Raw genomic sequence first — 23,889 nt, forward strand, 5'->3', positions numbered from 1 at the left:
CTTAGCCGTTTATGCTTTTCGCGAAATCCATCAGGTAACGATCTGTAATACGCTGGCGTAACATCATGTTTTCCAGTGGTGGTACAGGTGTGTAGTCGTAATCGAGGGTTAATTTGCCCGCTTTCAGAGTGTCTTTATCATTGGCGCTTTCGTCATACCAGCACTGGCCGTCGATGATGTAACCCCCGGATTTCAATTCACGGAACTTGGCATTAACACCTTCTATAATGTCTCGTACCAGCGATGGAGTTAGTGGTTTATCGATCGCCCACATATGTGCTTCAGCCATAGTGTCAGCCAGTACCTGAGCGGTACGGGTGTAACTTTCAAACTGGAACAGTGGATCACTGGCGCAAGTACGAGAGCCCCAGAAGCGGAAGCCGTTTTTACGGATAAGTGTGGTGATGCCATTTTCGTTCAGTAGACCAGCATCAGTGGCTGGATCTTGAAGATCCCAGAAAACGTCTGCGGAAAGACCAGTCACACCATTGACACCAATGTTAGACAATGTTTTGTGCCAACCGGTTTCTTCATCAATTTTTGCGCGCAGACCTAGGGCACGGGCAGTAGCATAAGCGATAGCCTCACTGTTAGAAACAGTGTCCCAACTCAGGAAATCAGGCCAAATCAACATCAGTTCGCGCTGACCGAAGTTTTCTTTATATTTAATAACTTCCGAGATAGTCTTACAACCATAGGCACTGATATAAGCCATTGCTCTTAGTTTCTGTGCGATAGTTGCCAACTCAGTAGCAACAGCTTTTGTGTCCAGCCCAGGAACCCCAAGAATACGCGGTTTCACACCCAATTGGCTTTGTGCCGCCAACAGAGCCTGTATACCGGTTTTCTTACCTTCATTAGTCGTAGTACCAATGATGTTGCTGGTGGTTTGATCTTCCGTTTCACCTTGTGCCACACGGACAACAACAGTAACGGGTTTAGCCTGGTCTGCGATAGCTTTAAGTGCTTGAGGCAATGTGCCGGTTTTACCCGCCTTGCCAACAGCCATAGAAACATCAGTAATCAAGACCGGAGTGTTTAATGGAAAAGTTTTTTCGTCTGCATCAGGACCAGTACACACCATACCAACAATAGCGGTGCTAACTGTGGTGATGGTACGTGTACCTTCATTAATTTCAAGTACACGGACGCCGTGATGATAATCTTGTGCCATATTAGCGGTTCTCCTGTTAAGGTGTTCCGCTATGTTGAGGTATCTGAGTTATTAAATCATTCGATAGGAAATGTATGGAAGATGATACAAATAACATTAGTTAATTTATTGTTTTTTATGGAAATTCCAATCTAAACATTTATAAATAGCGGGAAATAAAGCGCGGTAAATCAACACCTGTCTATTCCAACTCACATTCCCTTGTCAGCAAGGGTCTATCAATTCGATCCCGTTTCCAAGCAACTAAAGTATCATCATTTTTAAGCTGCTTTAAAATCCGTTTTGAACCTTGTCTATTAGCTGTTTTTCGTTGATTTTACCCGCAAAAATCCGCTCATAATTTATACTTATCAACATGTTTCGTTGCAAATCATCGTTCTGGTCATTTGTTGACACCCGGATATAGCCAATCTTCGTCATGTATTATCCTGCATAATACCAACAAGAGACTATTCTTATAGAAATTATCACGGGTTAGGGAATTTTGAAAAATCTTGGTTTGGTGGAAATGGTGAATTTGGCTAAGGCTGAGGGTTTATTAAACTCTAACGGTTACATAAATATTCCTTTGATGGTTAATGGTGTGCAAAAGAACTGGATATTTCAGTGGATGACTGGCCCAATTTGTAACACTGAGGATGTAACCTACCCGACATTGCAGTTTCCGCTCACTTTTCCGACTATGTGTTTAATAGCCCTAACTTCGACAAAAGGTAATGACACCAAATTATCTGATCAAGTATTTCAGGTATCTTCTTGGACAAATTCATCGGTAAAAGTATTCCCACAATGGTTTGGTACAGGAAAGCAGAGTCTATGCTATCCACTTATTATTGCTATCGGATACTAACCATTCTGAGTAACGAAGAATGGAATAGCTAACTGGATTAATACTTCAAAAGCACTGAAATTGACTGGCCAACTCCACCATTATCATAACTGAAAGAGAGACCGGGGATAGGATAGGTACCCGGTCTTAACCATTTTATTCTGGTATTTGTGGCCACTCAATATCAGAAACCTGTGAAACATCAACCCGACTCAGTAATACCACATACTTTTTCCAAGCAAACAATGACGCTTTTTCTGCTTCTGATGCCATTTCAGTTTCAACAGCATATTGTAATAACGTCATGGCTTCATCTGCCTGTTGACGAAGAGTGGCGCGTTGGTGTTCAGCCTGACTGGCTTTTTGGGCTTCAATATCTGTTACCCATTTTTTTCCATCCCATTTATCAAAATCAGTGTCAGGTTGTTTAAATGTCAGTGTTTCCGGTAATTCACCGGGTTTAATGATTTTCTGCTGTTCATGGGTTTGCGTGTTGTAAGCTGTTTTTCCACGATAGTCGGGTACAATCAGCCAATGAGTTAAATCAGATGAACGGCAGGCAACATATCCCTCTTTAACTTCAGGTGGTGCATCTGTACATGAATTGGCAGGAAGACCGACACCGACAGAAATATATTCATCAGTACTGCTTAAATATTCTCGCGTACTTGCGTTGTAATTAAACACAATAATATTTCCGCTATCAATGGCAATATTATTTTTATCCAGTATAGCCTTATGCATCAGACAATCCTCACAATGTAATTAAATGCCACGTTTCTCGGGCGTGTTTCATTTTCACCATTCATCCCAATAGATTTGTTTTCCCCTAAACTGCCCCGGTAGTTAGGACCGCCAGTCATACCGCCACGCATGGGATCTGTATCCTCAAGACTAGTTTTATCACTGTTAGTGGTATAAATGCTGTGATTATGTCTTTTGAACGCATCAACTTGAATGCTCAGTAATTGGCGACCGCTGTCAATGCCGCGCGCATCATCCCACCCTCGGATAAACTCACCTCTTAAATCGGGTAGTTTACCGTTAGGATAGGCTTCAGCTAATTTCAGATACAGAGATTTATCAAAGATTGCCCCATTACATTTCACCCATCCGTTTGGGGGGATGTCAATCGGCCAGGGAAGAGGTATTCCCACAGGGATCACTTCGAATATAGGAATGCTCATTTATGCTGCTCTTACAATATAGTTAAATGCGACGTTGCGTGGCCTTGATACCCCTATATAAGCTGTACTAGGATTCCAAGTTGTTGCTGAACCAACACTCCTGGCTCTTACTGAAATAGCTTTATTTTGGGGAGTATCCCACTGTAACGCCACACGATCGTTCTGTGAGAAGTTAACAACATTATCAACTTGACCAACTTCCTGTACTAAATAAGATCCCTCCTGCCACACCAGCAATGAACGTGATGGATCGATTCCACGTTCATCATCCCAGCCGCGGATAAATTCACCACGTAAATCGGGTACATTACCACCCGGATAAAGCTTTGCTAACTCCGGAAATTTCGACTTATCAAAGGCCGCACCATTACATTTTATCCACCCCTCTGGCGGTGTCGCTACTGGCCAAGGAAGCGGTACACCGACCGGAATTAACCTTTCCAATAAACCAAGGTTTTTCACAAAAGCATTTTTATCTGGGATATCCGCACCGTTCTGATTTTTTGCTAAAGCGTTATCACTTGCTTTAGCCGCTAAGTCATAAGCTGCTTTTACCGCTTTAGGTGTTGCCGCTGTGGTTTCATCATTACTGTTAGTAGCACTATTGAGTTTCGTAAAACCTTTTTCTGTCAACGTAGCGTCTGGGTGATTGCGGCTTTTTTCATGTTTCTGAATAGAGCTATCTACGTAATCACGAGTTGCCAAAACTATGGAGGGATCAATTTTTAATGTCACTGATTCAGTACTGCTGACAATCAAGATCATCCTGACAGTTTGTGTTCTGCCTGAGCCTTCCTGCAATTGTGGTTTGTAGGTTTCCGGGCAATTTGCCACCGCAATCATGTTACCTTCACTGTCAAACAGACCAATCTCACGCATCCACCAACCACCTTCACCTTCTGGGATGATTTGCTCAGCAATAATTTGGTTGGTATTTACCGGATCGACACTCAACGTATTAATCGCAGCACGGCGCTTTTCATTAATTAATTTTGTCTGGTTGATGTCAGGATCAGGTAATTTACCACCTCCGTCACCAACGGCCATGTGAGTAATATCGACTTTTGTTCCCAAAGCCGCAGCGTTTGCCAGCTTTGCTGCTCCCAACTTGGTTAAAATTGCAAAGTATTTCATGGTGAAACCCTCAATGTATCTGTATCAATCAAATGAATTGCAGCCCCTAAAGGTGCATTGTTGCTAATAGTGATGACTTCAGGGATATACTGGTAAACAGTGAGTTCATCTCCGCTATAACTCGCCGCAGCACAATAAAATTCGCCCTTAATATCCAGATTGATTGACAAACCTATCAGATGACGACTTACAGGCTTGGCATCAGAAATTAGCCGTTCCAGCTCTAAAAAAGTTTCTTCGGTGATCCCATTTTCCTGTACCCCTATCGCTAACCGGAATGTGCCCGGTGTTTCGTTGTTCTGCCACCATTCCTTTATTTGAATAAGATAGCCTAGCGGTTCTACCACGCGACGGACGGCACCAATGGTTCCCTTATGTTTGTGCAGAAACAGTGAGTTTTTTATGACTTCCCGCTTAGTACTCACCGGCCAGTTTTCATCCCAACGATCAACCGACCATGCCCACGCTAAATAGGGTAATAATGCCTCAGGGCAAGTATCAGGGTTCCAGAGTTGACGAAGCGGCACTGGAATGTTTTGTAATTGCGAGCATGCCTTAGCCGCAGCCAACTCTAAAACAGTAGAACCTGTTGGCAACAGACGGTCATTCATCATAACCTCCCACTATCAAATATGAATTTGGTTTGGAGCAATCAGAAGTTTGAGTTTTACCCAGTTCCAGTTTCGAACCAATGCAAAAAGGAGCTTGATCTTTACATAAAATTATATCCTTCGTCGGTGCTCTTAATTCCACCTGCTGTACCCCTGCCACATGTAGCGCCGCATAAATAGCAGACAGCCGGATATCCCGCCCCAACTTATGTTGCTCTTCTATATACTTATCCATATTTTGTTGAGCCAATTTACGGATAGGCTCAGATTCTGGTGTCGGATAGAGATAGAGTACTGCATCAATCTGGTATTCAACTATTTGGGCTGACTGTACTTTTACCCGGTCCGCAACGGGTCTGACATTTTCGTCATTGAGTGCCACAATCACTTTATCCAGTAAATCTTGTGAAGCTACGCCTTTATGTTCTTTATCTTCCTCATCTTTCTTACCTTTTTCCCATATCCATTTTTGTGACAAAATGGTTACGGTAACATTAGCTGGTGATGGACTGATGACAGAAACATCCGCAACAGTTTGATATTCACCTTTACCTTTTCTATCATCTTTATTAACACGAATACCGTCATCAACTGAGCGGGCGTGATGTTCATACGCACCTATTGGCCCTGCGACACTGAATCCTTCGAAGGCTGTTTGGATACGTTTACGAAAAACGTTATCAGACTCCATCACTATCCGAGTAACGCTATAATTCGCTCCCAACTGATCTAAATCGCCGTTAGTTGCATAGGCCAGCATCACCGCCCGAGCTGCTTCATTAACCCGCTGACGCAATATCAATTCCCGGTAAGCATTTTCCTCAAGTAACTTAACCAGAGGTTCGGATTCCAATTCCAGTGTTCGAGTAATAGCATCTCGTTGTTCTTCTGGGTAACGAGATATCAGGTTGGCTTTACGTTCAGCCAATAGGCTGTCATAATCCAGTGGCTCGACAACATCAGGTGGTGGCAACTGGCTTAGGTCAATGGTCGGCATTGTTTTACCTCACAGGGATGGATAGAGAAAACTCCCCAGCGGACTGCTGATAATGACCGGCTATATCCACCGTCATTTTGCCGTCTTGTTGGGAATTTATGGTGATAGCTGTCAGATTAATTCGCGGCTCCCAGCGGCTGATAGCGGTATAACTGGCTGCCATAACTTGTAGGCGTACAGCTGCGTTCTGCGGCCAGTCAATTAATTCAGGTAGCAGAGAGCCGTAAGTGCGCCGTTCAACACGACTGCCTACAGGTGTTGATAAAATGTCACTGACAGACTGGCGTACATGTTCCAAATCTGTCAGGCTACGACCGGTTTTCCGGTTCATTCCAAGGTACATCATTATACTGGACCTCCTGTTGTTGCACCGCCTGACATGACGCCAGAGTGTTGATGAGAATGTAAGGTCACACCATTAGAACTGAGTTTTCCTCCGGTATTTTCAACATCACCTTCCAGTTTAGTTTTTCCTTTCAACGTCAGTTCTGATGCTTTCAGTTCCATTCCTTTTTTTGCTTCACACTTGACTTCATGTGCGTTCAGTGACAATTCTTTTTTGGCTCCTAGTCCAATTTTGTTGTCTGCCGACAATGAGATTTCGTTGTGCGAGGTTAATCCAATTTTGTTATCTGCCGATATTGAAATTTCGTTGTGCGATGACAATTCAATTTTGTTATTTGCCGACATTGAGATTTTATCGTGTGCTTTTAATGTTATATTCGTTGCCTCAAGTGTTATGGAATATGAAGCTTGCACGCTAGCAGTCCTAATACCTTTTACCGTTAAAGCACCGAATTTCGGCTCATACTCCATTACTGCACCATCAGGGAAAACAATATGAACAGCTTGTTCAGAACGACCCGGTGGTGCCGCAGATTGATCAGAATAAATGACTGGTAATCCACTATCAGGAAAATCAATATAGTCAGCTTCTGTAAGAAGAGTTGATGGTTCTGGAAATTGATCAGAATAAACAGCCGGTAATACAAAAGATGTGGTCAACTCACCACCAACAGATAATAGTAAAACCTGCTCACCACGGCTGGGAGCCCACCAAGTCCGGGAATTACCTGCTCGCATTGTCAACCAAGGTCGCCAGTCAGTTTCGAGATTGCCTGTCGCAATTCGACACACACCTCGTTGAGTATCAACCTCGGTGACAACACCAGTTCGAATCAAATTACGCAGTAAGCGCAGAAGTTCAGTCAGTTGTGTGTCCATATATATCGGAAGAATGCCATCTAAGTAGTTGTGGGTTTATGTCTGAAAGAGTGCCATCAAAGATAGCTATCGACATCAAAAGGGAATTGTAGGAAAGATCAGACAAGTTTCTTGGAAAGGAAAAACGATAATAATATGAACTAAAAAGCCTTTCCCATAATTGAGAAAGGCTTTTATATAAACTGTAATTGTAGGTAGTTCTTTTATCAGAGTTTAACGCAATAATTCAAAAAATTTCGATTTTGCACTATCTAACCACATACTAGATATAATATTGCAGGTGACTTGATTTGATCACTACTGATGATTCAAACTCGAATGTTACAAACAATGCATCCACAGTTGCAACGAGTTGCTTCGATTGCTCACTTATCCAGTCCCTGACAGGCAAGCTCAGATTCAGACGTAAACTTAACTTTTAGGTTTCCCAAAATACCCTGCAAGATTCATGTACGCTTTATCTGCTCTTAGTGGGTTGATAAATAAGTCATGCCCCCCAAAACAAGGCTGGCAAAATCGCCGATTAAGAAAACTCTATTCATAACGTGATAATTCCATGAAAAAAGTCATCAAACTGGTAATACCATAAGTGGCATAACTGTATTTATCCATTTGTTATCTTTAATCCCAGAGTTGCAGAATAGGTTTTGTTGTCGCTGGCATAACCTCCGGCATTTCAACTTCAGTGCCATGTGGCAGGATTACACTATATTCAGACAAGTTAGGACACTTCTTAAATACCAATTCAACCAAGCCTGGATTAGCCTCCAACACCCGTTCTGTCATGCCCTGAGTTCGGCCATAATGACGCCAGCATAAGGCATCAACTGTATCATTTTGCTGTGCAATTATTTTCATTAGAAGCCCTCTATATAGGAAATATTGTTAAGTTAAAATGTCATGGTGTGCTAACAAGAGAAGAGAAACAATGAGGCAAGATTGTTAAGGGAATAGTACAAATGGAAGCAAGAAGCCACTTTTCAGTGGCTAATTCGACAACTTATCTATCTTCTCAAATAGACTGAACCATAAGAAAAATCTGTTTTTCAATTCATTTTCCAATGCAATCATAACTTGGCTGAGAAACTTTAGATTGTTTATCACATAGAGTTTCCACATGCATATCATTTAATTATCACATTTATTCTTCAAGTGCTTCGTGATGGTTAATAAGTTGTTTTGCAAGTGGTGTTGACAACTCAGCAATCCAAGCCAAAGCCAATTCTTTATCTTCAGCATGATTACATTCACAGCTTATTGCCATTCTGGCAATAAAATTAATACGTTGAGCTGTTACTGATTCCATAAGAAAGTCCACTGACAAACTTACCCCCGTATAACATAACTGTATATAAGAACAGTACACGTTGATTAGAAAAAATTAAAGTGGTTTTTTATCCTTTTTGAGAACTATATTTGATAGTGTTAATATATTAATTATTGTTTTTATTGAAATAATTAATGATTAAAAAGGTTTCTTTCTGATTACAATTTACTGTAATTAATAAATTTTTCTTATTTTATAACTAGAGAATTTATTTCTCTTTATTCTGATGAATATAGTTTCACAAAGTATACAGATTGAAATTTGAATGCCTATGATGCAATATCTCTTATTGAATCTAATAAATTCATTTGGGATCACTTTGCTCTTGATTAGAGAACTTTGTGAAGACAGCAAACTCACTAAACTGTACTTTCAATGAAAAAAAACATAACTGAGATAAAAATGGGTGCAGATAGTGGAGGAAAACAAGCTATCGAACGCCTTGTTAGCGCATATGGATTCAAATCACGTCAGGCACTTAGTGATCATTTAGGTGTATCCAAAAGCACAATGGCAAACCGCTATTTAAGGGACAGCTTTCCAGCAGACTGGGTTATTCAATGCAATCTTGAAACTAATGCGTCATTGCTATGGTTAAGTACAGGGCAAGGCAAAATGTACCCTAAAGGAGAAAGAGGAAAAGAAAACGCTATTGCTCCGACAATACAGTGCGTTAAATTAGTCGGTGGAAAGTTGAACACTGCCAACCCTGTGATTTTAGATAATAAATTTATTGCCAAAGAAATAAAAAAACCTCTCGTTGTAGATGACAACAACTCTTGGTATTTGCTGGATACAGAAGGGCCTGATGTTCAGGATGGTTTATGGTTAATTGATATTCAAGGGATGCATAGCATTAAAAAGATCACAAAAATCCCAGTCTATAAAATCCGGGTCAGTGATAATGATGTAACCTTTGACTGTGCAATTGATGAAATTAACTTTATTGGTCGAGTTTATCTGACGATTTCCAAGTACTAACAACCTTTTTCATTGTTGATAAATTCATTTTTTTAGATGTGTAAATCCATGCTTGATGGTAATCCGTTGCTTGAGAATATCAAAAGCAATGGATTTCACATAAAATAGTTTTTTCTTAATCTATTTTTTCATAATGTGGCGGAAAAATCGTCCCTATAGAAAAGCGATATATTTTGCATACATTAATATACCAACTGGCCTCAGATATTATATAGCATAAAATTAAACCGTTAATTAGCCACACCATAAAATATTAAGCTGATCGATAATCCGTCTTATTTACCGGAAAATATTTATATATCGTAGATAACGATGTATTGTAAATCAATGATAATTGTTTCCGCGAGTGGCCTTTCGCCAACAATCTTGCAGCTTGTTGTTGTTCAACAGATGAAAATGATACTGGTCTGCCACCAATTCTCCCTTGAGCACGGGCAGCTACCAATCCTGCATTTGTTCTTTCAACTATCAATTCCCGCTCCATTTCAGCCAAAGCACTCATCACATGAAAGAAGAATCTTCCCATAGAAGTGCTAGTGTCAATACTGTCAGTCAGGCTTTGGAAATGAATACCTCGTTCACTTAAATCAGAAATCAAAGTAACCATATTTTTCACGCTACGCCCTAGTCGATCCAGTTTCCAGACGACTAAAGTGTCATCTTTTTTAAGTTGTTTTAAAGCTCGTTTTAAACCAGGTCTATTGGCTGTTTTTCCACTGATTTTATCCTCAAAAATTCGCTCACAATTTATACTTATCAACGCATTTCGCTGTAAATCACTGTTCTGGTCATTTGTTGACACCCGGATATAGCCAATCTTCGCCATGTGTAACCCTGTTTAATACCAATAGGAGACTATTCTTATAGAAATTATCATGGATTAGGGAGTTTTGAAAAACCTTGGTTTGATGGAAACGGTGGAGTTGGCTCAGAAGACGGTGCCAAATACCACCACTGTCAACGGTAAAAAGCTGATTGATAATCCAGTAATTACGTCTCAGGAGATCTTTAACGGGCAAGCAGTTTATTTGGGTGATAAGGCGAATTTGGATAATTACAAAACACCGGGGATTTATTATCAAGATTACAATCTTCATGCTCAAAATGGCGCTAATTATCCTGAATCGCTCGCGGGCTCGCTTGTTGTGCTGAAAGCAGCAGGAATTATTCAACGTTACTTTGTCTATAACAGCAGCAGAATATATACACGTAGCCAATATTCCAATTTACCATGGACATCTTGGGCTAGAGAATATAACACGCTGAATAAACCCACTGCGGCGGATATTCAGGTTGAACCTCGCTACACGACTACGATTGATCTCACCAGTTTGAGTACTGAGCGCTATTATCCAGTCTGGTGGAACCATCCGCCTAATATCGGGGCGAACTCTTGGCTAACACTTCATCGACCCTATCCATATGATGCAGAAAAAAAACCATTTGGTGAGGGTGTGACACATGTTGCTGGATTACTTGTACAAATAGAGGGAGGTGATATTCCATGGGGAGGGGATGCACAATATCTTAATATTAAACGTATAAATCAAACTTATCGTAAAACGGTAAAAGCGATCCGTTATGCCATGATAAGCATTGCTAGACCCATCGATGGTAAATATCCTCTCTATGGTGATGTGAAATCCGGTGATATCACAGGTTGCTACGTTTATAGCGGTTGTTATTTACGTGGTGGTTTAACCTATTTTTTGACCAGTAACTTCCAACCAATCCATTATTCTCGAGAAGAGGGCGAAGTTGAAATATATCGTTGGTCAAATGCGGATATTAATCGTGAAATGAAGTGGATGGTCAAATCGTTAGCCATTAGTGATTCATTATTAGGTGATGAGTATACGGATACTACAATACCTTACTCTCTGGAATATGACTCACTTTATCAAAAGAAATCACAATGAGTGAGGATATATGATAATATTAAATAAATTAACAGACAAAAATGGCTATGAATATGTCAATGTGCCAGCTGAACCTCATCAATTGATTTCAATGGGTTTCAATATACAGGAAGCTCAAGAATTATATCAGCAAGCCATTGCCGAACAAAAAAACAAATCGGATAATCGTCACCGTTATCATTTATTGGAACAAGCAGCAATTAAAATGGCACCATTACAGGATGCTATTGATTTAGGTATTGCAACCGATAATGAAATAACAGTATTGAAAGCATGGAAAAAATATCGTGTCGTGTTAAGCCGGATGGATACCACTGTACCGAATATTGAATGGCCAGAACAACCAGAATAAAATATTAACGGCCTGTTTTTCAGGCCGTATATTTAAAACTTATAAACTGATTTGTAGGTATCTATCGTTTCTGAAACCATTTTCTCCACATCAAACTCATTAACAGCTTTTTCTCTGGCTTTTTTAGAAAACTCTTTTAACTCTTGAAATGGCAAACTAACAATTGATTTCAAAATGTTATGTATTGATACTTCATTTCCTGCTCTTGTGATCCAACCATTAACACCATGATCAATATTTTCTGGTAGCCCACCAAAATCACTGACGATAACAGGCAGACCACAAGCCATCATTTCTCTACAGGAAAAACTAATAGTTTCACAATCGGTAGATAATACAAACCCGACAGAAGCATTTTTCATATAACTAAGGATCGTTTTATCATCATTTATATAACCAGTAAATTCAACATCAACATGAGAAAAATTAATGCCAATTAATTTTTCCATATCCTTCTTATGAGGAATACGGCCTATAATTTTTACACTGAACTTATCAGACAGCTCTTTATCTTTTGCCAAACATCTTATTAAGAAATGCCAGCCTTTATGTTCTGCAGTTCCAGCAGAGGAAATAAGTGTTATTTTCCCTCTCTCTGTAATTGGGTGCTCAACTCTCCATTTATCAATATTAATGCCATTTTTAATAGTAACTGAACGCTCATCAGAGATAAAATATGAGCATTGGTTACGTGTAGAGTCACTCACAAAAATGACTTTTTTATTAAATCTTCTAAGTCTGATCCTTGACAACAAAGATACTGAATAATGATTATGCTTAGTATAAATTAATTTACTTTTCATTCAGAAAAATAATTTTGCTATAATAGCTATTTTATTATCAGAAGTTCCATTGGTATGAATAATATCTATTTTATGTTTTTTTGATATTCCAGATAAAATCTTACTGGTTTCTATAATTTGTTTCAGTTTTTTAATTTTAAAGAAAAAATATAATGGAAATATATTGTAAAATTCTGAATCAGATAATTCTTTATATAGTCTACTTTCTGGGGGGCAAGCAATGAATAAACTTCCTTCGTTGTAGTTAAAATATTTAACTATATTCATTATGTATGTTGTATGACCACCACCATTTCCAGTATGAAAATTTGTAATTAAAACATTCATGACATTACCTATCCTAATCCTGATTTTTTACTTATTTTTCTATTTATTAGGAATTTCAGGCCACTGTATTCTATCAGGTTGAGAAGTATCTACTCTACTTAATAAAACTCTGTATTTTTTCCATGCCATCAATTGCTCAATTTCTTTATCTGTTGCTATGTCTAAATCAATGGCATCTTGTAGAGGTTGGATAGTTATATTGATTGCAACCATTTTTTCTATTTTATGGTTTTCAGTTATCCGTATTTTTTCTTCCAAGGTATATATACGTGGCATTGCCTTAATATGTCTTTTTATAATGAAATAATTATTCCTATTTTATTAAACGTAAATTTAATCGTTTCTTCTGAAAATTCTTTTTGAATTTTATACCAGTCGTTCCTCTTATCATCCTTTAAATATTGAACATATTGGGATACCATTGAGGTATAGCGCAGCCCAGTTTTTTTTCATTTGTCCAGCCACCTTCGGTAGCTAAACTACCAAGACAAAGGTTTACTACCCCTACATTAGTTTTATCTGCATACCGACTATCAGATTCCGCTTTGATATATACTCCCACATTGGCTGCGAGTATATATTCGGCTGCTGTTATAAACAAAATAACGTTGAATGATCCCAGCAGTTTTTAGCACAATAAGCGAGCCTGCAAGTGATTACGGGTAATTAACACCATTTTAAGCATAAGCATTGTAATCTTGGTAATAAATATTAGGTATTTTGTAATTGTCCAAGTTGGCTTTATCTCCTAAATAAATTGGCTGTTCATTAAGGGTATACTGAGAAGTAATAACAGGATTATCAATCAACTTTTTACTGTTGACAGTAGCAGTATTCGACACCGTATTTTTTGCTAACTTTATGATTTTTCAAAACTCACTTACCCGTGAAATTTCCGAAAGAATCAGGGCGGGATCTCACATTTTTCATATGGTTATTATGGGTAAAAACAACCTTCTAATAGCGCAATAAATGCACAAATAAGATATCAAAACCTATTAATAAGATCGTATTGAATGTGAGAAGTTATCAATATCCGCGAAATGGATAATTTTTGATCAAAGTAGAATCCCGCCCTGCCGAAAAAATAGACTCGTATTAGTATTAAATAGGGTTACATATAGCGAAGATTGATTATATTTAGGTGCCAATAAATGACCAGAACTGTGGTTTATGAAAAAAAGTGTTGATGAGATTTCATTTTGCATAAAATATAAATTTTATTTAATTGCGTTAACTCCATTTCCAAACAAAGTTTAGGTCAGTGATTTTCAAAGTAATCAGAAGTACAACTAATGGTAGAACTCGCAGCTATAAGCTGCGAGTTCTACCATTAGTATCAACGTTTCTTTTTCTTTCCCTGAACTGCTTTAAAACGTGGATTGGATTTACAAATAACATACAACCGTCCCCGACGGCGTACAATTTTGCAATCTGGGTGACGGGTTTTCGCCGTTTTAAGTGAACTTAACACCTGCATTTCTACGATCCCTCAATTTATTTACTGCTAATAAAACGCCCAAATTTTTTCTGGAATCGTGCTGTGCTGCCTTCTTGAGACAAAGTTTTCTGCTTACCTGTATAGAAAGGATGTGATTCCGATGATACATCAACAGTCACATACGGATACTCTTCTCCATTCAAGGTAATTGTCCGCTCAGTACGAATAGTGGAGCCAACTGTAAAGTAGGCATTAACACTGGTATCGTGAAATACGACTACCCGGTAGTTTGGATGGATATCTGGTTTCATAACTTCACCACAAATGTAATAATATAACATTACAATATCGCAATTTGTTTTTATCATCAAGAAAATAATGAGAAACTTTCTCAATTAAACACAAAAAGCCCCTGTATTTTTAATGTACAGGGGCTTGTTTAATTTATTGTTATTAAATAAATTATTCTACAGTCACAGACTTAGCCAAGTTACGAGGCTGATCAACATCAGTTCCTTTGATAAGAGCAACGTGATAGGAGAGCAGTTGCAACGGCACGGTATAAAATATTGGAGCAATCAGTTCTTCAACATGCGGTAATGAGATGATCTTCATTCCTTCGCTGCCTGTAAAACCCGCATCCTGATCAGCAAATACATATAACAATCCACCACGGGCACGTACTTCTTCAATATTGGATTTCAATTTTTCCAACAACTCATTGTTCGGAGCCACGATGATAACAGGCATATCTGCATCAATTAGTGCCAATGGGCCATGTTTTAATTCACCTGCGGCATAAGCCTCAGCATGGATGTAAGAAATTTCTTTTAATTTCAATGCCCCTTCAACCGCAATCGGATATTGATCACCACGGCCAAGGAATAGAGCATGGTGCTTATCAGAAAAGTCTTCTGCCAACGCCGCAATAATTTTATCTTTCGATAACATGCTTTCGATGCGGTTTGGCAATGCATGTAATGCATGAACAATTTCTTTCTCCTGTTCAGCATTAACCCCTTTCAAACGCCCAAGATAAGCCACCAACATTAGCAATACTGTCAGTTGGGTTGTGAACGCTTTAGTTGAAGCAACACCAATTTCTGCACCAGCCTTAGTCATCAAAGCAAAATCAGATTCACGTACCAGAGAAGAGCCAGCTACGTTACAGACTGTCAACGATGTGAGGTATCCAAGCTCTTTGGATAAACGCAGGGCTGCCAATGTATCTGCTGTTTCACCTGATTGAGACAATGTAATTAATAAGCTTCCCGGACGACGTGCTGATTTGCGGTAACGGAATTCAGAAGCAATTTCCACATCACATGGAATACCCGCCAATGCTTCAAACCAGTAACGAGAAACCATACCGGCGTTATAGGATGTACCACAGGCAACAATCTGAATATGTTCAACTTTGGATAATAATTCAGCTGCATTAGGACCAAGTTCAGACAAATCTACCTGCCCATGATTTAAGCGTCCTTCCAGAGTGCTTTTGATTGCCATTGGTTGCTCATAGATCTCTTTTTGCATATAGTGACGATAAACACCTTTGTCACCCGCATCATACTGAATATTGGATTCGATCTGCTCCCGTTCAACTGGCTCGCCCTGAGTATTAAAAATATGCACAGTACGACGAGTTATTTCCGCAATATCGCCTTCTTCAAGGAAAATAAAACGACGGGTAACAGGCAACAAAGCCAGTTGATCAGACGCAAGAAAGTTTTCCCCGACGCCTAAACCAATAACCAAAGGACTACCCGATCTTGCAGCGATTATTGTTCCAGGATCACGGCTATCTATGATAACTGCACCATATGCACCACGAAGCTGAGGAATAACACGCTGGACAGCCTCCAGCAAGGTACCACTCTGTTTTTGCTCCCAATGAACAAGGTGGGCAATAACTTCTGTATCAGTATCTGATGTAAACTGATAACCGCACTCAATTAACTGAGCCCGCAATTCTTCATAATTTTCAATAATGCCGTTGTGAACAACAGCAATATAATCGGATATATGCGGGTGAGCATTTTTCTCGTTTGGTTCACCGTGTGTAGCCCAACGGGTGTGCGCAATACCTGTCCCACCAAGGACTGGTTGCTTATCAACCTCATCAGCCAGCATTTGTACCTTACCGACCTCACGCAGGCGAAGCATATTATTTTCGTTATCAACAACCGCCAACCCAGCGGAGTCGTAACCACGGTATTCCAAACGACGAAGCCCTTCAATCAGGATTTCAGCAATATCTCGTTGTGCTACTGCACCAACAATTCCACACATCAGTTTTATTCCTAAAAACAGGGCTGATGAAAGCCCTTTATATGTCACGAGCCTGATTGTTTTCCGGCTTTGCCGGTCCCCGAGCCTGTAGAATAGGGATTATTATTTTATTTTTTCTTTACAGGGCGTTTCCAACCCTGAATATGGGTTTGCTTAATTCTGCTTACTACCAATTCATTTTCAGCGATATTTTTTGTCACCGTTGTTCCTGCTCCAATTGTAGCGCCTTTGGCAATAATCACCGGCGCAACAAGCTGAGTATCAGAACCAACAAAAACATCGTCGCCAATAACGGTTTTGAATTTATTAGCTCCATCGTAGTTACAGGTAATAGTACCTGCACCAATATTGACATTACGTCCAATCTCAGCATCGCCAAGATAAGCCAGATGTCCCGCTTTAGAACCTTTACCCAAATAAGATTTCTTCATCTCAACGAAATTACCGACATGGGCTTTTTCAGCGAGTTTAGAACCAGGACGTAAACGGGCAAAAGGACCAACAGTACAACCAACTTCCATCTCAGAATCTTCAACAATTGTATATGGACTAAGAATAGAATCATCGCCAATAATACAATTCTTCAATATGCAACCTGTGCCAATTTGCACGTTATTACCAAGAGTTACATGACCTTCTATAATGACATTGGTATCAATAACCACATCACGGCCATGAGTCAGTGTACCGCGTAAATCAAAACGAGCGGGATCCAACAGCATAACGCCCGCCAGCAATAATTTTGCTGCTTGTTCAGATTGATAAATACGCTCAAGAGCGGAAAGCTGGAGGCGATTATTCACACCTTCCATTTCACTCAAGCGGCTTGGATGTACTGCTTCAATTTTCCGGCCTTCTTTATAAGCCAGAGCAATCACATCAGTAAGGTAATATTCACCTTGAGCATTGTTGTTATTTAATTGGGATAACCAACGTTTTAAATCACCACCATTAGCGACCAGAATACCTGTGTTGATTTCATTGACTTTTCGTTGCTCTTCAGTCGCGTCTTTTTGTTCAATGATTCCGGTTACTTCTCCGTTTTCACGAACAATGCGGCCATAACCCGTTGGATTATCCAGAATTGCTGTCAGTAAACCAATACCACCTTCCGGTTTAACCACCAGCAGACGTTCAAGAGTATCTTCTCCAATCAGAGGCACATCGCCATACAGTATCAGAATATCTTCATCATCAGTAAAATAGGGTGCAGCCTGTTGCATTGCATGCCCAGTCCCTAACTGCTCTGACTGCAATACCCAATTCAATTTTTGATCAGATAAGGTATGTTTCATCAGATCACCACCATGTCCATAAACCAGATGAACATTTTTAGCATCCAACGCCATTGCAGTATCAATCACATGCTGAACCATAGGTTTACCGGCCAGCAAATGCAGCACTTTAGGGAGATCAGAATACATGCGGGTTCCTTTACCCGCGGCAAGGATCACAACACTTTTTGCACTGTTAGACATAAGAAACCTGATAACTCCAATTTGAGAGAAAAAAGTAAACCTGTTTGCGAGATAAATTACTACATATTTCGCAATACAAAAAAGCCAGTTAGCTTTCACCAACTGGCTTTTTTCTTTAACTGCCTGTATTACATTGCCTTTTTTGTCAACTCGATTACACGAAGTTTTGCAATCGCTTTAGACAATTCAGCTGATGCCTGAGCATAATCAACATCACCGTGAGAATTACGGATGTGTTCTTCAGCTTTACGCTTAGATTCCAGCGCCTTAGCTTCATCCAAATCTTTACCACGGATCGCAGTGTCAGCCAGTACGATAACGCAGCTCGGTTGTACCTCAAGGATACCACCAGAAAGGTAAATCACCTCTTCTTCACCGAACTGCTTAACAATACGTACCATGCCAGGTTTTATGGCAGTAAGTAGTGGAGCATGTCCAGGGTAAATACCCAACTCACCTTCACTACCTGTCACCTGAATTTTCTGTACCAAACCTTCAAACATCCGGTTCTCAGCACTGACAACATTCAGATGGTAAGTCATTGCAGCCATGTCAACCTCCGGTCAGCCGTATTAAAGTTTCTTCGCTTTTTCCACAGCTTCTTCGATAGTTCCCACCATGTAGAACGCTTGTTCTGGCAAGTGGTCATAGTCTCCTTCCAAGATACCTTTAAAGCCACGGATCGTATCTTTCAAGGAAACGAACTTACCTGGTGAACCCGTAAACACTTCTGCAACGAAGAACGGCTGAGACAAGAAGCGCTGGATCTTACGAGCACGCGCAACCACCAGCTTATCGTCTTCTGACAGTTCATCCATACCCAGGATCGCGATGATGTCTTTCAGTTCCTGATAACGTTGCAGGATAGATTGAACGCCACGGGCAACATTATAGTGCTCCTGACCAACAACCAATGGATCGAGCTGACGGCTGGTGGAATCCAGCGGATCCACCGCAGGGTAAATACCCAGAGAGGCAATCTGACGGCTCAGTACTACAGTTGCGTCCAAGTGGGCGAAAGTTGTAGCTGGAGATGGGTCAGTCAAGTCATCCGCAGGTACGTAAACAGCCTGTACAGAAGTGATAGAACCAGTTTTAGTGGAAGTAATACGTTCTTGCAGAACACCCATTTCTTCCGCCAGAGTTGGCTGATAACCTACCGCCGATGGCATACGACCCAACAGTGCAGACACTTCGGTCCCTGCCAGGGTATAACGATAAATGTTATCAACGAACAGCAGAACGTCACGGCCTTCATCACGGAACTTCTCAGCCATTGTCAGACCAGTCAGCGCAACACGCAGACGGTTTCCTGGTGGCTCATTCATCTGACCATATACCAGAGATACTTTATCCAGTACGTTAGAGTCGGTCATTTCGTGGTAGAAGTCGTTACCTTCACGGGTACGTTCACCTACACCGGCAAATACGGAGTAACCTGAGTGCTCAATCGCGATGTTACGGATCAGCTCCATCATGTTTACGGTTTTACCTACACCCGCACCACCGAACAGACCCACTTTACCCCCCTTGGCGAATGGGCAAATCAGGTCCATTACTTTGATACCGGTTTCCAGCAGCTCTTGAGAGTTAGATAACTCTTCATAGCTTGGAGCCGAGCGGTGAATCGCCCAACGCTCTTCTTCGCCGATATCACCTTTCATGTCGATGGGTTCACCCAACACGTTCATGATACGGCCAAGTGTCGCTTTACCAACTGGAACTTCAATTGGGTGACCTAAATCAGTAACGCTTAAACCACGGCTTAAGCCATCAGAAGTACCCATTGCAATACAACGAACAACGCCGCCGCCCAACTGCTGCTGTACTTCCAGCACCAATTTAGCTTCGCCGTTTTGAACCTCAAGTGCATCGTATACTTTTGGTACGGCATCTTGAGGGAATTCGACGTCCACCACGGCGCCGATTACCTGGATAATCTTTCCAGTAGCCATCTTGAATCCTCTACGTAATTCGTAAACCTAGCTGTTAAACCGCGGAAGCGCCCGAGACAATCTCGGTCAGCTCCTGAGTTATGCTGGCCTGACGAGCTTTGTTATAAACCAACTGCAGCTCTTTGATCAGGCTGCCACCATTATCAGTCGCGGCTTTCATCGCCACCATTCGTGCGGCCTGTTCACTAGCCAGGTTTTCAACGACGCCCTGATAAACCTGCGATTCGACATAACGACGCAGCAGTATATCCAGCAACGCCTTAGGATCAGGTTCGTATAAATAGTCCCAGGATTTCTTCTTCAGTGTCTCATCATCTCCAGCAGGCAGAGGCAACAACTGAGTAATAGTCGGTTCCTGAGACATTGTATTGATGAACTTATTTGTCACCACATACAATTTATCCAGACGTCCTTCATCGTATGCCCGCAACATGATATTAACCGGCCCGATTAATTCGGACAGTGAAGGGTTATCTCCCATGCCTGTTACCTGAGCAACAACGTTGCCCCCAACAGAAGCAAAGAAAGAGGTCGCCTTAGAGCCGATAAGCGCCAGATCACACTGGACACCTTTATCAGACCAGTCTTTCATGTCTAACAACAGTTTTTTGAACAGATTCGTGTTCAAACCACCACACAAGCCACGATCGGTAGAAACAACCAGATACCCGACACGTTTGGTTTCACGTTCTTCAAGGTATGGATGTTTATATTCCAGATTACCTAACGCAAGGTGACCAATCACGCTGCGTATGGTTTCTGCATAAGGACGGCTGGCCGCCATGCGATCCTGCGTTTTACGCATTTTGGACGCAGCAACCATCTCCATCGCTTTAGTGATTTTTTGCGTGTTTTGCACGCTGGCGATTTTGGTACGTATCTCTTTTGCGCCGGCCATTCCTGATTCTCCTCATTAACCAGACGGCCCATGTTTAATTAAACCGGGCCGAATAGTGTTACCAGGACTGAGTTGCTTTGAAGGAATTAAGCAGAGCATTCAGCTTTGCTTCGATCTCATCATTGTAACCACCAGACTGGTCAATCTCTTTCAGAAGATCAGCATGTTCACGGCTGGCATACGCAAGCAGCGCAGACTCGAAATCAATAACTTTAGCAATTTCGATATCTTCCAGATAACCACGCTCCGCAGAAAACAGAGACAGTGACTGCTGGGCAACAGACATTGGCGCATACTGCTTCTGTTTCAGCAACTCAGTGACTTTTTGACCATGATCCAACTGCTTACGGGTTGCATCATCAAGGTCAGAAGCAAACTGAGAAAACGCTGCCAGTTCGCGGTACTGAGCCAAAGCAGTACGAATACCACCAGACAACTTCTTCACGATCTTAGTCTGAGCTGCGCCACCTACACGGGATACAGAGATCCCTGGGTTAACTGCCGGACGAATACCCGCGTTGAACAGACTGGATTCCAAGAAGATCTGACCATCAGTAATTGAAATAACGTTTGTCGGTACGAATGCTGATACGTCACCTGCCTGAGTTTCAATGATAGGCAGAGCGGTTAGAGAACCCGTTTTACCTTTCACTTCACCATGAGTGAATTTTTCTACATATTCAGCGTTAACACGCGCAGCACGCTCCAGCAAACGGGAATGCAGATAGAAAACATCACCTGGGAAGGCTTCACGCCCTGGCGGACGACGCAGCAACAGGGAAATTTGACGATAAGCAACAGCCTGCTTAGACAAATCATCGTAAACAATCAGCGCGTCTTCACCGCGATCGCGGAAATATTCACCCATTGCACAACCAGAATATGGCGCCAGGTATTGTAATGCAGCAGATTCTGAAGCAGTCGCAACAACTACGATAGTATTGGCAAGAGCACCATGCTCTTCTAATTTACGAACAACGTTCGCAATAGTAGAAGCTTTCTGACCAACTGCGACATAGACACATTTAATGCCTGAGTCACGCTGGTTAATGATTGCGTCAATAGCCAGTGCTGTTTTACCCGTCTGACGGTCACCGATAATCAGTTCACGTTGACCACGACCGATAGGGATCATGGCGTCAACAGATTTATAACCAGTCTGTACCGGCTGATCAACGGATTGACGGTCGATAACGCCCGGAGCAATCATTTCAACAGCAGAGAAACCATCATGCTCAACAGGACCTTTGCCATCAATTGCCTCACCCAGCGTGTTTACCACACGACCAAGCAGACCACGACCAACAGGCACTTCAAGAATACGGCCAGTGCATTTGACCTTCATGCCTTCTGCTAAATCAGCATACGGGCCCATCACAACCGCACCTACAGAGTCGCGCTCCAGGTTCAATGCGATTGCATAACGATTGCCAGGCAGTGCGATCATCTCACCCTGCATAACTTCGGCTAAACCGTGAATACGAATGATACCGTCGTTAACGGATACAATCGTACCTTCATTGTGAGCTTCACTCACTACATTGAACTGAGCAATGCGCTGCTTGATCAGTTCGCTGATTTCGGTGGAATTCAGTTGCATATGCTCCAGTCCCCTTAAGACTGCAAGACGTCTGTTAAGCGATTTAAACGGCCACGAATACTGCCATCGATCACCAAATCACCTGCGCGGACTACCACACCAGCAATAACAGACTTATCAATTTTGCAATTCAGCTTAACTTTGCGTGACAGACGTTTTTCCATCGCTGCAGAAATTTTAGCTAGCTGTTGCTCACTCAGTTCGGTTGCAGAAATCACTTCAACATCAACGGTTGATTCAAGTGACGCACGCAATTGAATAAATTGCTGCAAAACTTCAGGTAACGCCAATAAGCGACCGTTTTCTGCCATAACACGAATAAAGTTCTGAGCATGTTCATCAACCTGTTCACCGCAAATTGCGATAAAGGCATTGGCTAATGTTTCCGATGCCAATGAACCGGAAAGCAGCTCACCAACTTGCTCATTACGAGTCACTTCAGCTGTGAACACCAGCATATTCTGCCATTGTTCTAGCGATTGTTTTTCCACAGCAAAGTCAAAAGCTGCTTTGGCGTAGGGGCGAGCTACAGTAGCGAATTCAGACATGCCCCTCCCTCCTTACAGTTCAGCGACCAGTTTATCAACGATGTCGCTGTTAGCAGCTTCATCCACGGAACGTTCGATGATTTTCTCGGCACCTATGATAGCCAACATAGCGACCTGCTTACGCAACTCTTCCCGAGCACGCTTACGTTCGGCATCAATTTCTGCCTGAGCTTGCGCTACGATTCTGTTACGTTCCTGCTCAGCTTCCGCTTTTGCATCATCAAGGATCTGGGCTTTTTGTTTATTAGCCTGTTCGATGATGACCTGAGCTTCCGCTTTCGCTTTCTTCATTTGGTCGGTCGCATTGGCTTGCGCTAAGTCCAAGTCCTTTTTGGCGCGTTCCGCAGAAGATAAACCGTCAGCAATTTCTTTTTGACGCTTTTCAATGGCCGCCATGATTGGTGGCCATACAAACTTCATACAGAACATAACAAACAGGACAAACGCAATGGCCTGGCCGAGGATTGTTGCATTAAGATTCACAGCACAATACCTCTTTTTAAATTAATGAGTTGACGTAGTTTCAGATTTTTTCTGCAAACTACGCGACAGCAAACATTACGTACAAGCCAAGGCCCACAGCAATCATCGGGATGGCGTCAACCAGACCCATAACGATAAAGAACTGTGTACGCAGCAGAGGGATTAAATCCGGCTGACGAGCAGCGCCTTCCAAAAATTTACCTCCGAGGATGCCGATACCGATCGCAGCACCGATTGCCGCCAGACCCATCATTACAGCGGCAGCCATGTACAGCAGATCCATATTCAGGTTTTCCATGACAATCTCCAGTTTGTTTCAGTTAAAACAC

Annotated in this window: 30 protein-coding genes; 4 read left to right on the forward strand and 26 right to left on the reverse strand. The window is 41.5% G+C overall.

The genetic code is table 11. The features are described from left to right. Nucleotide 1 precedes the first annotated feature (1 nt). Together ACGF7G_RS01760 and ACGF7G_RS01765 are read right to left on the reverse strand one after the other, a co-directional pair. On the reverse strand, nt 2-1,174 hold the full coding sequence (locus tag ACGF7G_RS01760; RefSeq protein WP_387463131.1) for a phage tail sheath protein: 1,173 nt from the start codon (nt 1,172-1,174) through the stop codon (nt 2-4). A gap of 270 nt (nt 1,175-1,444) precedes the next feature. Then, a complete protein-coding gene (locus ACGF7G_RS01765) occupies nt 1,445-1,594 on the reverse strand; it encodes a hypothetical protein (RefSeq protein ID WP_387463132.1) in 150 nt (49 codons plus the stop codon). Between the two features lie 64 nt (nt 1,595-1,658). On the opposite strand from ACGF7G_RS01765, the gene ACGF7G_RS01770 reads away from it, so the two are divergent. Next, on the forward strand, nt 1,659-2,024 hold the full coding sequence (locus ACGF7G_RS01770) for a hypothetical protein (protein ID WP_387463134.1): 366 nt from the start codon (nt 1,659-1,661) through the stop codon (nt 2,022-2,024). A gap of 135 nt (nt 2,025-2,159) precedes the next feature. Here the strand turns inward: ACGF7G_RS01770 and ACGF7G_RS01775 are convergent, their stop codons facing one another. The 9 genes from ACGF7G_RS01775 to ACGF7G_RS01815 all read right to left on the reverse strand — a co-directional run bounded on the left by ACGF7G_RS01775 (nt 2,160) and on the right by ACGF7G_RS01815 (nt 8,462). Further along, on the reverse strand, nt 2,160-2,747 hold the full coding sequence (locus ACGF7G_RS01775) for a tail fiber assembly protein (RefSeq protein ID WP_387463135.1): 588 nt from the start codon (nt 2,745-2,747) through the stop codon (nt 2,160-2,162). Then, nucleotides 2,747-3,190, reverse strand: a complete 444-nt coding sequence (locus ACGF7G_RS01780) for a phage tail protein (RefSeq protein WP_387463137.1) — start codon at nt 3,188-3,190, stop codon at nt 2,747-2,749. Before ACGF7G_RS01780 ends, ACGF7G_RS01775 begins: the two co-directional genes overlap by 1 nt. Then, nucleotides 3,191-4,324: a phage tail protein gene (locus tag ACGF7G_RS01785; protein WP_387463138.1), complete on the reverse strand. Its 1,134-nt coding sequence runs from the start codon at nt 4,322-4,324 to the stop codon at nt 3,191-3,193. Continuing rightward, nucleotides 4,321-4,935 (reverse strand): phage tail protein I, encoded by a 615-nt coding sequence (locus tag ACGF7G_RS01790; protein ID WP_387463139.1) that lies wholly within the window; start codon nt 4,933-4,935, stop codon nt 4,321-4,323. The genes ACGF7G_RS01785 and ACGF7G_RS01790 overlap by 4 nt, the downstream gene beginning before the upstream one ends. After that, entirely contained in the window at nt 4,928-5,932 is a 1,005-nt protein-coding gene (locus ACGF7G_RS01795; protein WP_387463140.1) for a baseplate J/gp47 family protein, read from the reverse strand. Before ACGF7G_RS01795 ends, ACGF7G_RS01790 begins: the two co-directional genes overlap by 8 nt. Before the next feature lie 4 nt (nt 5,933-5,936). Further along, complete coding sequence (locus ACGF7G_RS01800) at nt 5,937-6,278, reverse strand: GPW/gp25 family protein (RefSeq protein WP_387463141.1); 342 nt, start codon at nt 6,276-6,278, stop codon at nt 5,937-5,939. Then, nucleotides 6,278-7,156, reverse strand: coding sequence for a phage baseplate assembly protein V (locus ACGF7G_RS01805; protein ID WP_387463144.1), 879 nt, complete (start codon nt 7,154-7,156; stop codon nt 6,278-6,280). Before ACGF7G_RS01805 ends, ACGF7G_RS01800 begins: the two co-directional genes overlap by 1 nt. 621 nt (nt 7,157-7,777) lie before the next feature. After that, nucleotides 7,778-8,014 (reverse strand): tail protein X, encoded by a 237-nt coding sequence (locus tag ACGF7G_RS01810; RefSeq protein ID WP_387463146.1) that lies wholly within the window; start codon nt 8,012-8,014, stop codon nt 7,778-7,780. Nucleotides 8,015-8,297: 283 nt separating this feature from the next. After that, the gene (locus ACGF7G_RS01815) at nt 8,298-8,462 is read right to left on the reverse strand and encodes a hypothetical protein (RefSeq protein ID WP_387463147.1); all 165 of its coding nucleotides are present in this window, start codon (nt 8,460-8,462) and stop codon (nt 8,298-8,300) included. Between the two features lie 396 nt (nt 8,463-8,858). On the opposite strand from ACGF7G_RS01815, the gene ACGF7G_RS01820 reads away from it, so the two are divergent. Further along, nucleotides 8,859-9,464 carry a phage repressor protein CI gene (locus ACGF7G_RS01820; RefSeq protein WP_387463149.1) on the forward strand — a complete coding sequence of 202 codons (606 nt, stop codon included), beginning with the start codon at nt 8,859-8,861 and terminating at the stop codon, nt 9,462-9,464. 253 nt (nt 9,465-9,717) lie between these two features. On the opposite strand, the gene ACGF7G_RS01825 is transcribed toward ACGF7G_RS01820, so the two are convergent. Continuing rightward, nucleotides 9,718-10,290: a recombinase family protein gene (locus ACGF7G_RS01825; protein ID WP_387463150.1), complete on the reverse strand. Its 573-nt coding sequence runs from the start codon at nt 10,288-10,290 to the stop codon at nt 9,718-9,720. A 64-nt stretch (nt 10,291-10,354) separates the two neighbouring features. Here ACGF7G_RS01825 and ACGF7G_RS01830 point away from each other — a divergent pair, with 64 nt between their 5' ends. After that, nucleotides 10,355-11,383 carry a pyocin knob domain-containing protein gene (locus tag ACGF7G_RS01830; RefSeq protein ID WP_387463151.1) on the forward strand — a complete coding sequence of 343 codons (1,029 nt, stop codon included), beginning with the start codon at nt 10,355-10,357 and terminating at the stop codon, nt 11,381-11,383. Nucleotides 11,384-11,393: 10 nt separating this feature from the next. Beyond that, the gene (locus ACGF7G_RS01835; RefSeq protein WP_387463153.1) at nt 11,394-11,735 is read left to right on the forward strand and encodes a tail fiber assembly protein; all 342 of its coding nucleotides are present in this window, start codon (nt 11,394-11,396) and stop codon (nt 11,733-11,735) included. 32 nt (nt 11,736-11,767) lie between these two features. Here the strand turns inward: ACGF7G_RS01835 and ACGF7G_RS01840 are convergent, their stop codons facing one another. The 14 genes from ACGF7G_RS01840 to atpE all read right to left on the reverse strand — a co-directional run bounded on the left by ACGF7G_RS01840 (nt 11,768) and on the right by atpE (nt 23,858). Beyond that, on the reverse strand, nt 11,768-12,538 hold the full coding sequence (locus ACGF7G_RS01840; RefSeq protein ID WP_387463155.1) for a glycosyltransferase family 4 protein: 771 nt from the start codon (nt 12,536-12,538) through the stop codon (nt 11,768-11,770). After that, nucleotides 12,539-12,865 (reverse strand): hypothetical protein, encoded by a 327-nt coding sequence (locus tag ACGF7G_RS01845; protein ID WP_387463157.1) that lies wholly within the window; start codon nt 12,863-12,865, stop codon nt 12,539-12,541. Nucleotides 12,866-12,904: 39 nt separating this feature from the next. After that, on the reverse strand, nt 12,905-13,141 hold the full coding sequence (locus ACGF7G_RS01850; RefSeq protein WP_387463158.1) for a tail fiber assembly protein: 237 nt from the start codon (nt 13,139-13,141) through the stop codon (nt 12,905-12,907). A 1,063-nt stretch (nt 13,142-14,204) separates the two neighbouring features. Beyond that, nucleotides 14,205-14,345, reverse strand: coding sequence for a type B 50S ribosomal protein L36 (gene ykgO, locus ACGF7G_RS01855; RefSeq protein ID WP_046974578.1), 141 nt, complete (start codon nt 14,343-14,345; stop codon nt 14,205-14,207). Between the two features lie 17 nt (nt 14,346-14,362). Then, nucleotides 14,363-14,617: a type B 50S ribosomal protein L31 gene (locus tag ACGF7G_RS01860; RefSeq protein WP_387463160.1), complete on the reverse strand. Its 255-nt coding sequence runs from the start codon at nt 14,615-14,617 to the stop codon at nt 14,363-14,365. A gap of 151 nt (nt 14,618-14,768) precedes the next feature. Beyond that, the gene (gene glmS / locus ACGF7G_RS01865; protein ID WP_387463162.1) at nt 14,769-16,598 is read right to left on the reverse strand and encodes a glutamine--fructose-6-phosphate transaminase (isomerizing); all 1,830 of its coding nucleotides are present in this window, start codon (nt 16,596-16,598) and stop codon (nt 14,769-14,771) included. Between the two features lie 107 nt (nt 16,599-16,705). Continuing rightward, nucleotides 16,706-18,076 carry a bifunctional UDP-N-acetylglucosamine diphosphorylase/glucosamine-1-phosphate N-acetyltransferase GlmU gene (gene glmU, locus ACGF7G_RS01870; RefSeq protein WP_387463164.1) on the reverse strand — a complete coding sequence of 457 codons (1,371 nt, stop codon included), beginning with the start codon at nt 18,074-18,076 and terminating at the stop codon, nt 16,706-16,708. A 128-nt stretch (nt 18,077-18,204) separates the two neighbouring features. Further along, nucleotides 18,205-18,627 (reverse strand): F0F1 ATP synthase subunit epsilon, encoded by a 423-nt coding sequence (locus ACGF7G_RS01875; RefSeq protein WP_133814118.1) that lies wholly within the window; start codon nt 18,625-18,627, stop codon nt 18,205-18,207. Between the two features lie 21 nt (nt 18,628-18,648). After that, complete coding sequence (gene atpD, locus ACGF7G_RS01880; RefSeq protein WP_133814119.1) at nt 18,649-20,031, reverse strand: F0F1 ATP synthase subunit beta; 1,383 nt, start codon at nt 20,029-20,031, stop codon at nt 18,649-18,651. Between the two features lie 34 nt (nt 20,032-20,065). Then, a complete protein-coding gene (gene atpG / locus ACGF7G_RS01885; protein ID WP_023044944.1) occupies nt 20,066-20,929 on the reverse strand; it encodes a F0F1 ATP synthase subunit gamma in 864 nt (287 codons plus the stop codon). 58 nt (nt 20,930-20,987) lie between these two features. Next, the gene (gene atpA / locus ACGF7G_RS01890) at nt 20,988-22,529 is read right to left on the reverse strand and encodes a F0F1 ATP synthase subunit alpha (RefSeq protein WP_133814120.1); all 1,542 of its coding nucleotides are present in this window, start codon (nt 22,527-22,529) and stop codon (nt 20,988-20,990) included. Nucleotides 22,530-22,543: 14 nt separating this feature from the next. After that, nucleotides 22,544-23,077, reverse strand: a complete 534-nt coding sequence (gene atpH, locus ACGF7G_RS01895) for a F0F1 ATP synthase subunit delta (protein ID WP_133814121.1) — start codon at nt 23,075-23,077, stop codon at nt 22,544-22,546. A 12-nt stretch (nt 23,078-23,089) separates the two neighbouring features. Further along, complete coding sequence (gene atpF, locus ACGF7G_RS01900; protein WP_021325028.1) at nt 23,090-23,560, reverse strand: F0F1 ATP synthase subunit B; 471 nt, start codon at nt 23,558-23,560, stop codon at nt 23,090-23,092. Nucleotides 23,561-23,618: 58 nt separating this feature from the next. Further along, nucleotides 23,619-23,858: a F0F1 ATP synthase subunit C gene (atpE, locus tag ACGF7G_RS01905; RefSeq protein ID WP_000429386.1), complete on the reverse strand. Its 240-nt coding sequence runs from the start codon at nt 23,856-23,858 to the stop codon at nt 23,619-23,621. Nucleotides 23,859-23,889: the final 31 nt, after the last annotated feature.

Source organism: Photorhabdus sp. RM323S (genome assembly GCF_042879375.1).
GTDB lineage: Bacteria > Pseudomonadota > Gammaproteobacteria > Enterobacterales > Enterobacteriaceae > Photorhabdus > Photorhabdus tasmaniensis.

Bases quoted from the DNA above. Each gene is read 5' to 3' on its own strand.
- ACGF7G_RS01760 (WP_387463131.1), bottom strand. From the start codon at position 1,174: ATGGCACAAGATTATCATCACGGCGTCCGTGTACTTGAAATTAATGAA.
- ACGF7G_RS01765 (WP_387463132.1), bottom strand. From the start codon at position 1,594: ATGACGAAGATTGGCTATATCCGGGTGTCAACAAATGACCAGAACGAT.
- ACGF7G_RS01775 (WP_387463135.1), bottom strand. From the start codon at position 2,747: ATGCATAAGGCTATACTGGATAAAAATAATATTGCCATTGATAGCGGA.
- ACGF7G_RS01780 (WP_387463137.1), bottom strand. From the start codon at position 3,190: ATGAGCATTCCTATATTCGAAGTGATCCCTGTGGGAATACCTCTTCCC.
- ACGF7G_RS01785 (WP_387463138.1), bottom strand. From the start codon at position 4,324: ATGAAATACTTTGCAATTTTAACCAAGTTGGGAGCAGCAAAGCTGGCA.
- ACGF7G_RS01790 (WP_387463139.1), bottom strand. From the start codon at position 4,935: ATGAATGACCGTCTGTTGCCAACAGGTTCTACTGTTTTAGAGTTGGCT.
- ACGF7G_RS01795 (WP_387463140.1), bottom strand. From the start codon at position 5,932: ATGCCGACCATTGACCTAAGCCAGTTGCCACCACCTGATGTTGTCGAG.
- ACGF7G_RS01800 (WP_387463141.1), bottom strand. From the start codon at position 6,278: ATGATGTACCTTGGAATGAACCGGAAAACCGGTCGTAGCCTGACAGAT.
- ACGF7G_RS01805 (WP_387463144.1), bottom strand. From the start codon at position 7,156: ATGGACACACAACTGACTGAACTTCTGCGCTTACTGCGTAATTTGATT.
- ACGF7G_RS01810 (WP_387463146.1), bottom strand. From the start codon at position 8,014: ATGAAAATAATTGCACAGCAAAATGATACAGTTGATGCCTTATGCTGG.
- ACGF7G_RS01815 (WP_387463147.1), bottom strand. From the start codon at position 8,462: ATGGAATCAGTAACAGCTCAACGTATTAATTTTATTGCCAGAATGGCA.
- ACGF7G_RS01820 (WP_387463149.1), top strand. From the start codon at position 8,859: ATGAAAAAAAACATAACTGAGATAAAAATGGGTGCAGATAGTGGAGGA.
- ACGF7G_RS01825 (WP_387463150.1), bottom strand. From the start codon at position 10,290: ATGGCGAAGATTGGCTATATCCGGGTGTCAACAAATGACCAGAACAGT.
- ACGF7G_RS01835 (WP_387463153.1), top strand. From the start codon at position 11,394: ATGATAATATTAAATAAATTAACAGACAAAAATGGCTATGAATATGTC.
- ACGF7G_RS01840 (WP_387463155.1), bottom strand. From the start codon at position 12,538: ATGAAAAGTAAATTAATTTATACTAAGCATAATCATTATTCAGTATCT.
- ACGF7G_RS01845 (WP_387463157.1), bottom strand. From the start codon at position 12,865: ATGAATGTTTTAATTACAAATTTTCATACTGGAAATGGTGGTGGTCAT.
- ACGF7G_RS01850 (WP_387463158.1), bottom strand. From the start codon at position 13,141: ATGCCACGTATATATACCTTGGAAGAAAAAATACGGATAACTGAAAAC.
- ykgO (WP_046974578.1), bottom strand. From the start codon at position 14,345: ATGCAGGTGTTAAGTTCACTTAAAACGGCGAAAACCCGTCACCCAGAT.
- ACGF7G_RS01860 (WP_387463160.1), bottom strand. From the start codon at position 14,617: ATGAAACCAGATATCCATCCAAACTACCGGGTAGTCGTATTTCACGAT.
- glmS (WP_387463162.1), bottom strand. From the start codon at position 16,598: ATGTGTGGAATTGTTGGTGCAGTAGCACAACGAGATATTGCTGAAATC.
- glmU (WP_387463164.1), bottom strand. From the start codon at position 18,076: ATGTCTAACAGTGCAAAAAGTGTTGTGATCCTTGCCGCGGGTAAAGGA.
- ACGF7G_RS01875 (WP_133814118.1), bottom strand. From the start codon at position 18,627: ATGGCTGCAATGACTTACCATCTGAATGTTGTCAGTGCTGAGAACCGG.
- atpD (WP_133814119.1), bottom strand. From the start codon at position 20,031: ATGGCTACTGGAAAGATTATCCAGGTAATCGGCGCCGTGGTGGACGTC.
- atpG (WP_023044944.1), bottom strand. From the start codon at position 20,929: ATGGCCGGCGCAAAAGAGATACGTACCAAAATCGCCAGCGTGCAAAAC.
- atpA (WP_133814120.1), bottom strand. From the start codon at position 22,529: ATGCAACTGAATTCCACCGAAATCAGCGAACTGATCAAGCAGCGCATT.
- atpH (WP_133814121.1), bottom strand. From the start codon at position 23,077: ATGTCTGAATTCGCTACTGTAGCTCGCCCCTACGCCAAAGCAGCTTTT.
- atpE (WP_000429386.1), bottom strand. From the start codon at position 23,858: ATGGAAAACCTGAATATGGATCTGCTGTACATGGCTGCCGCTGTAATG.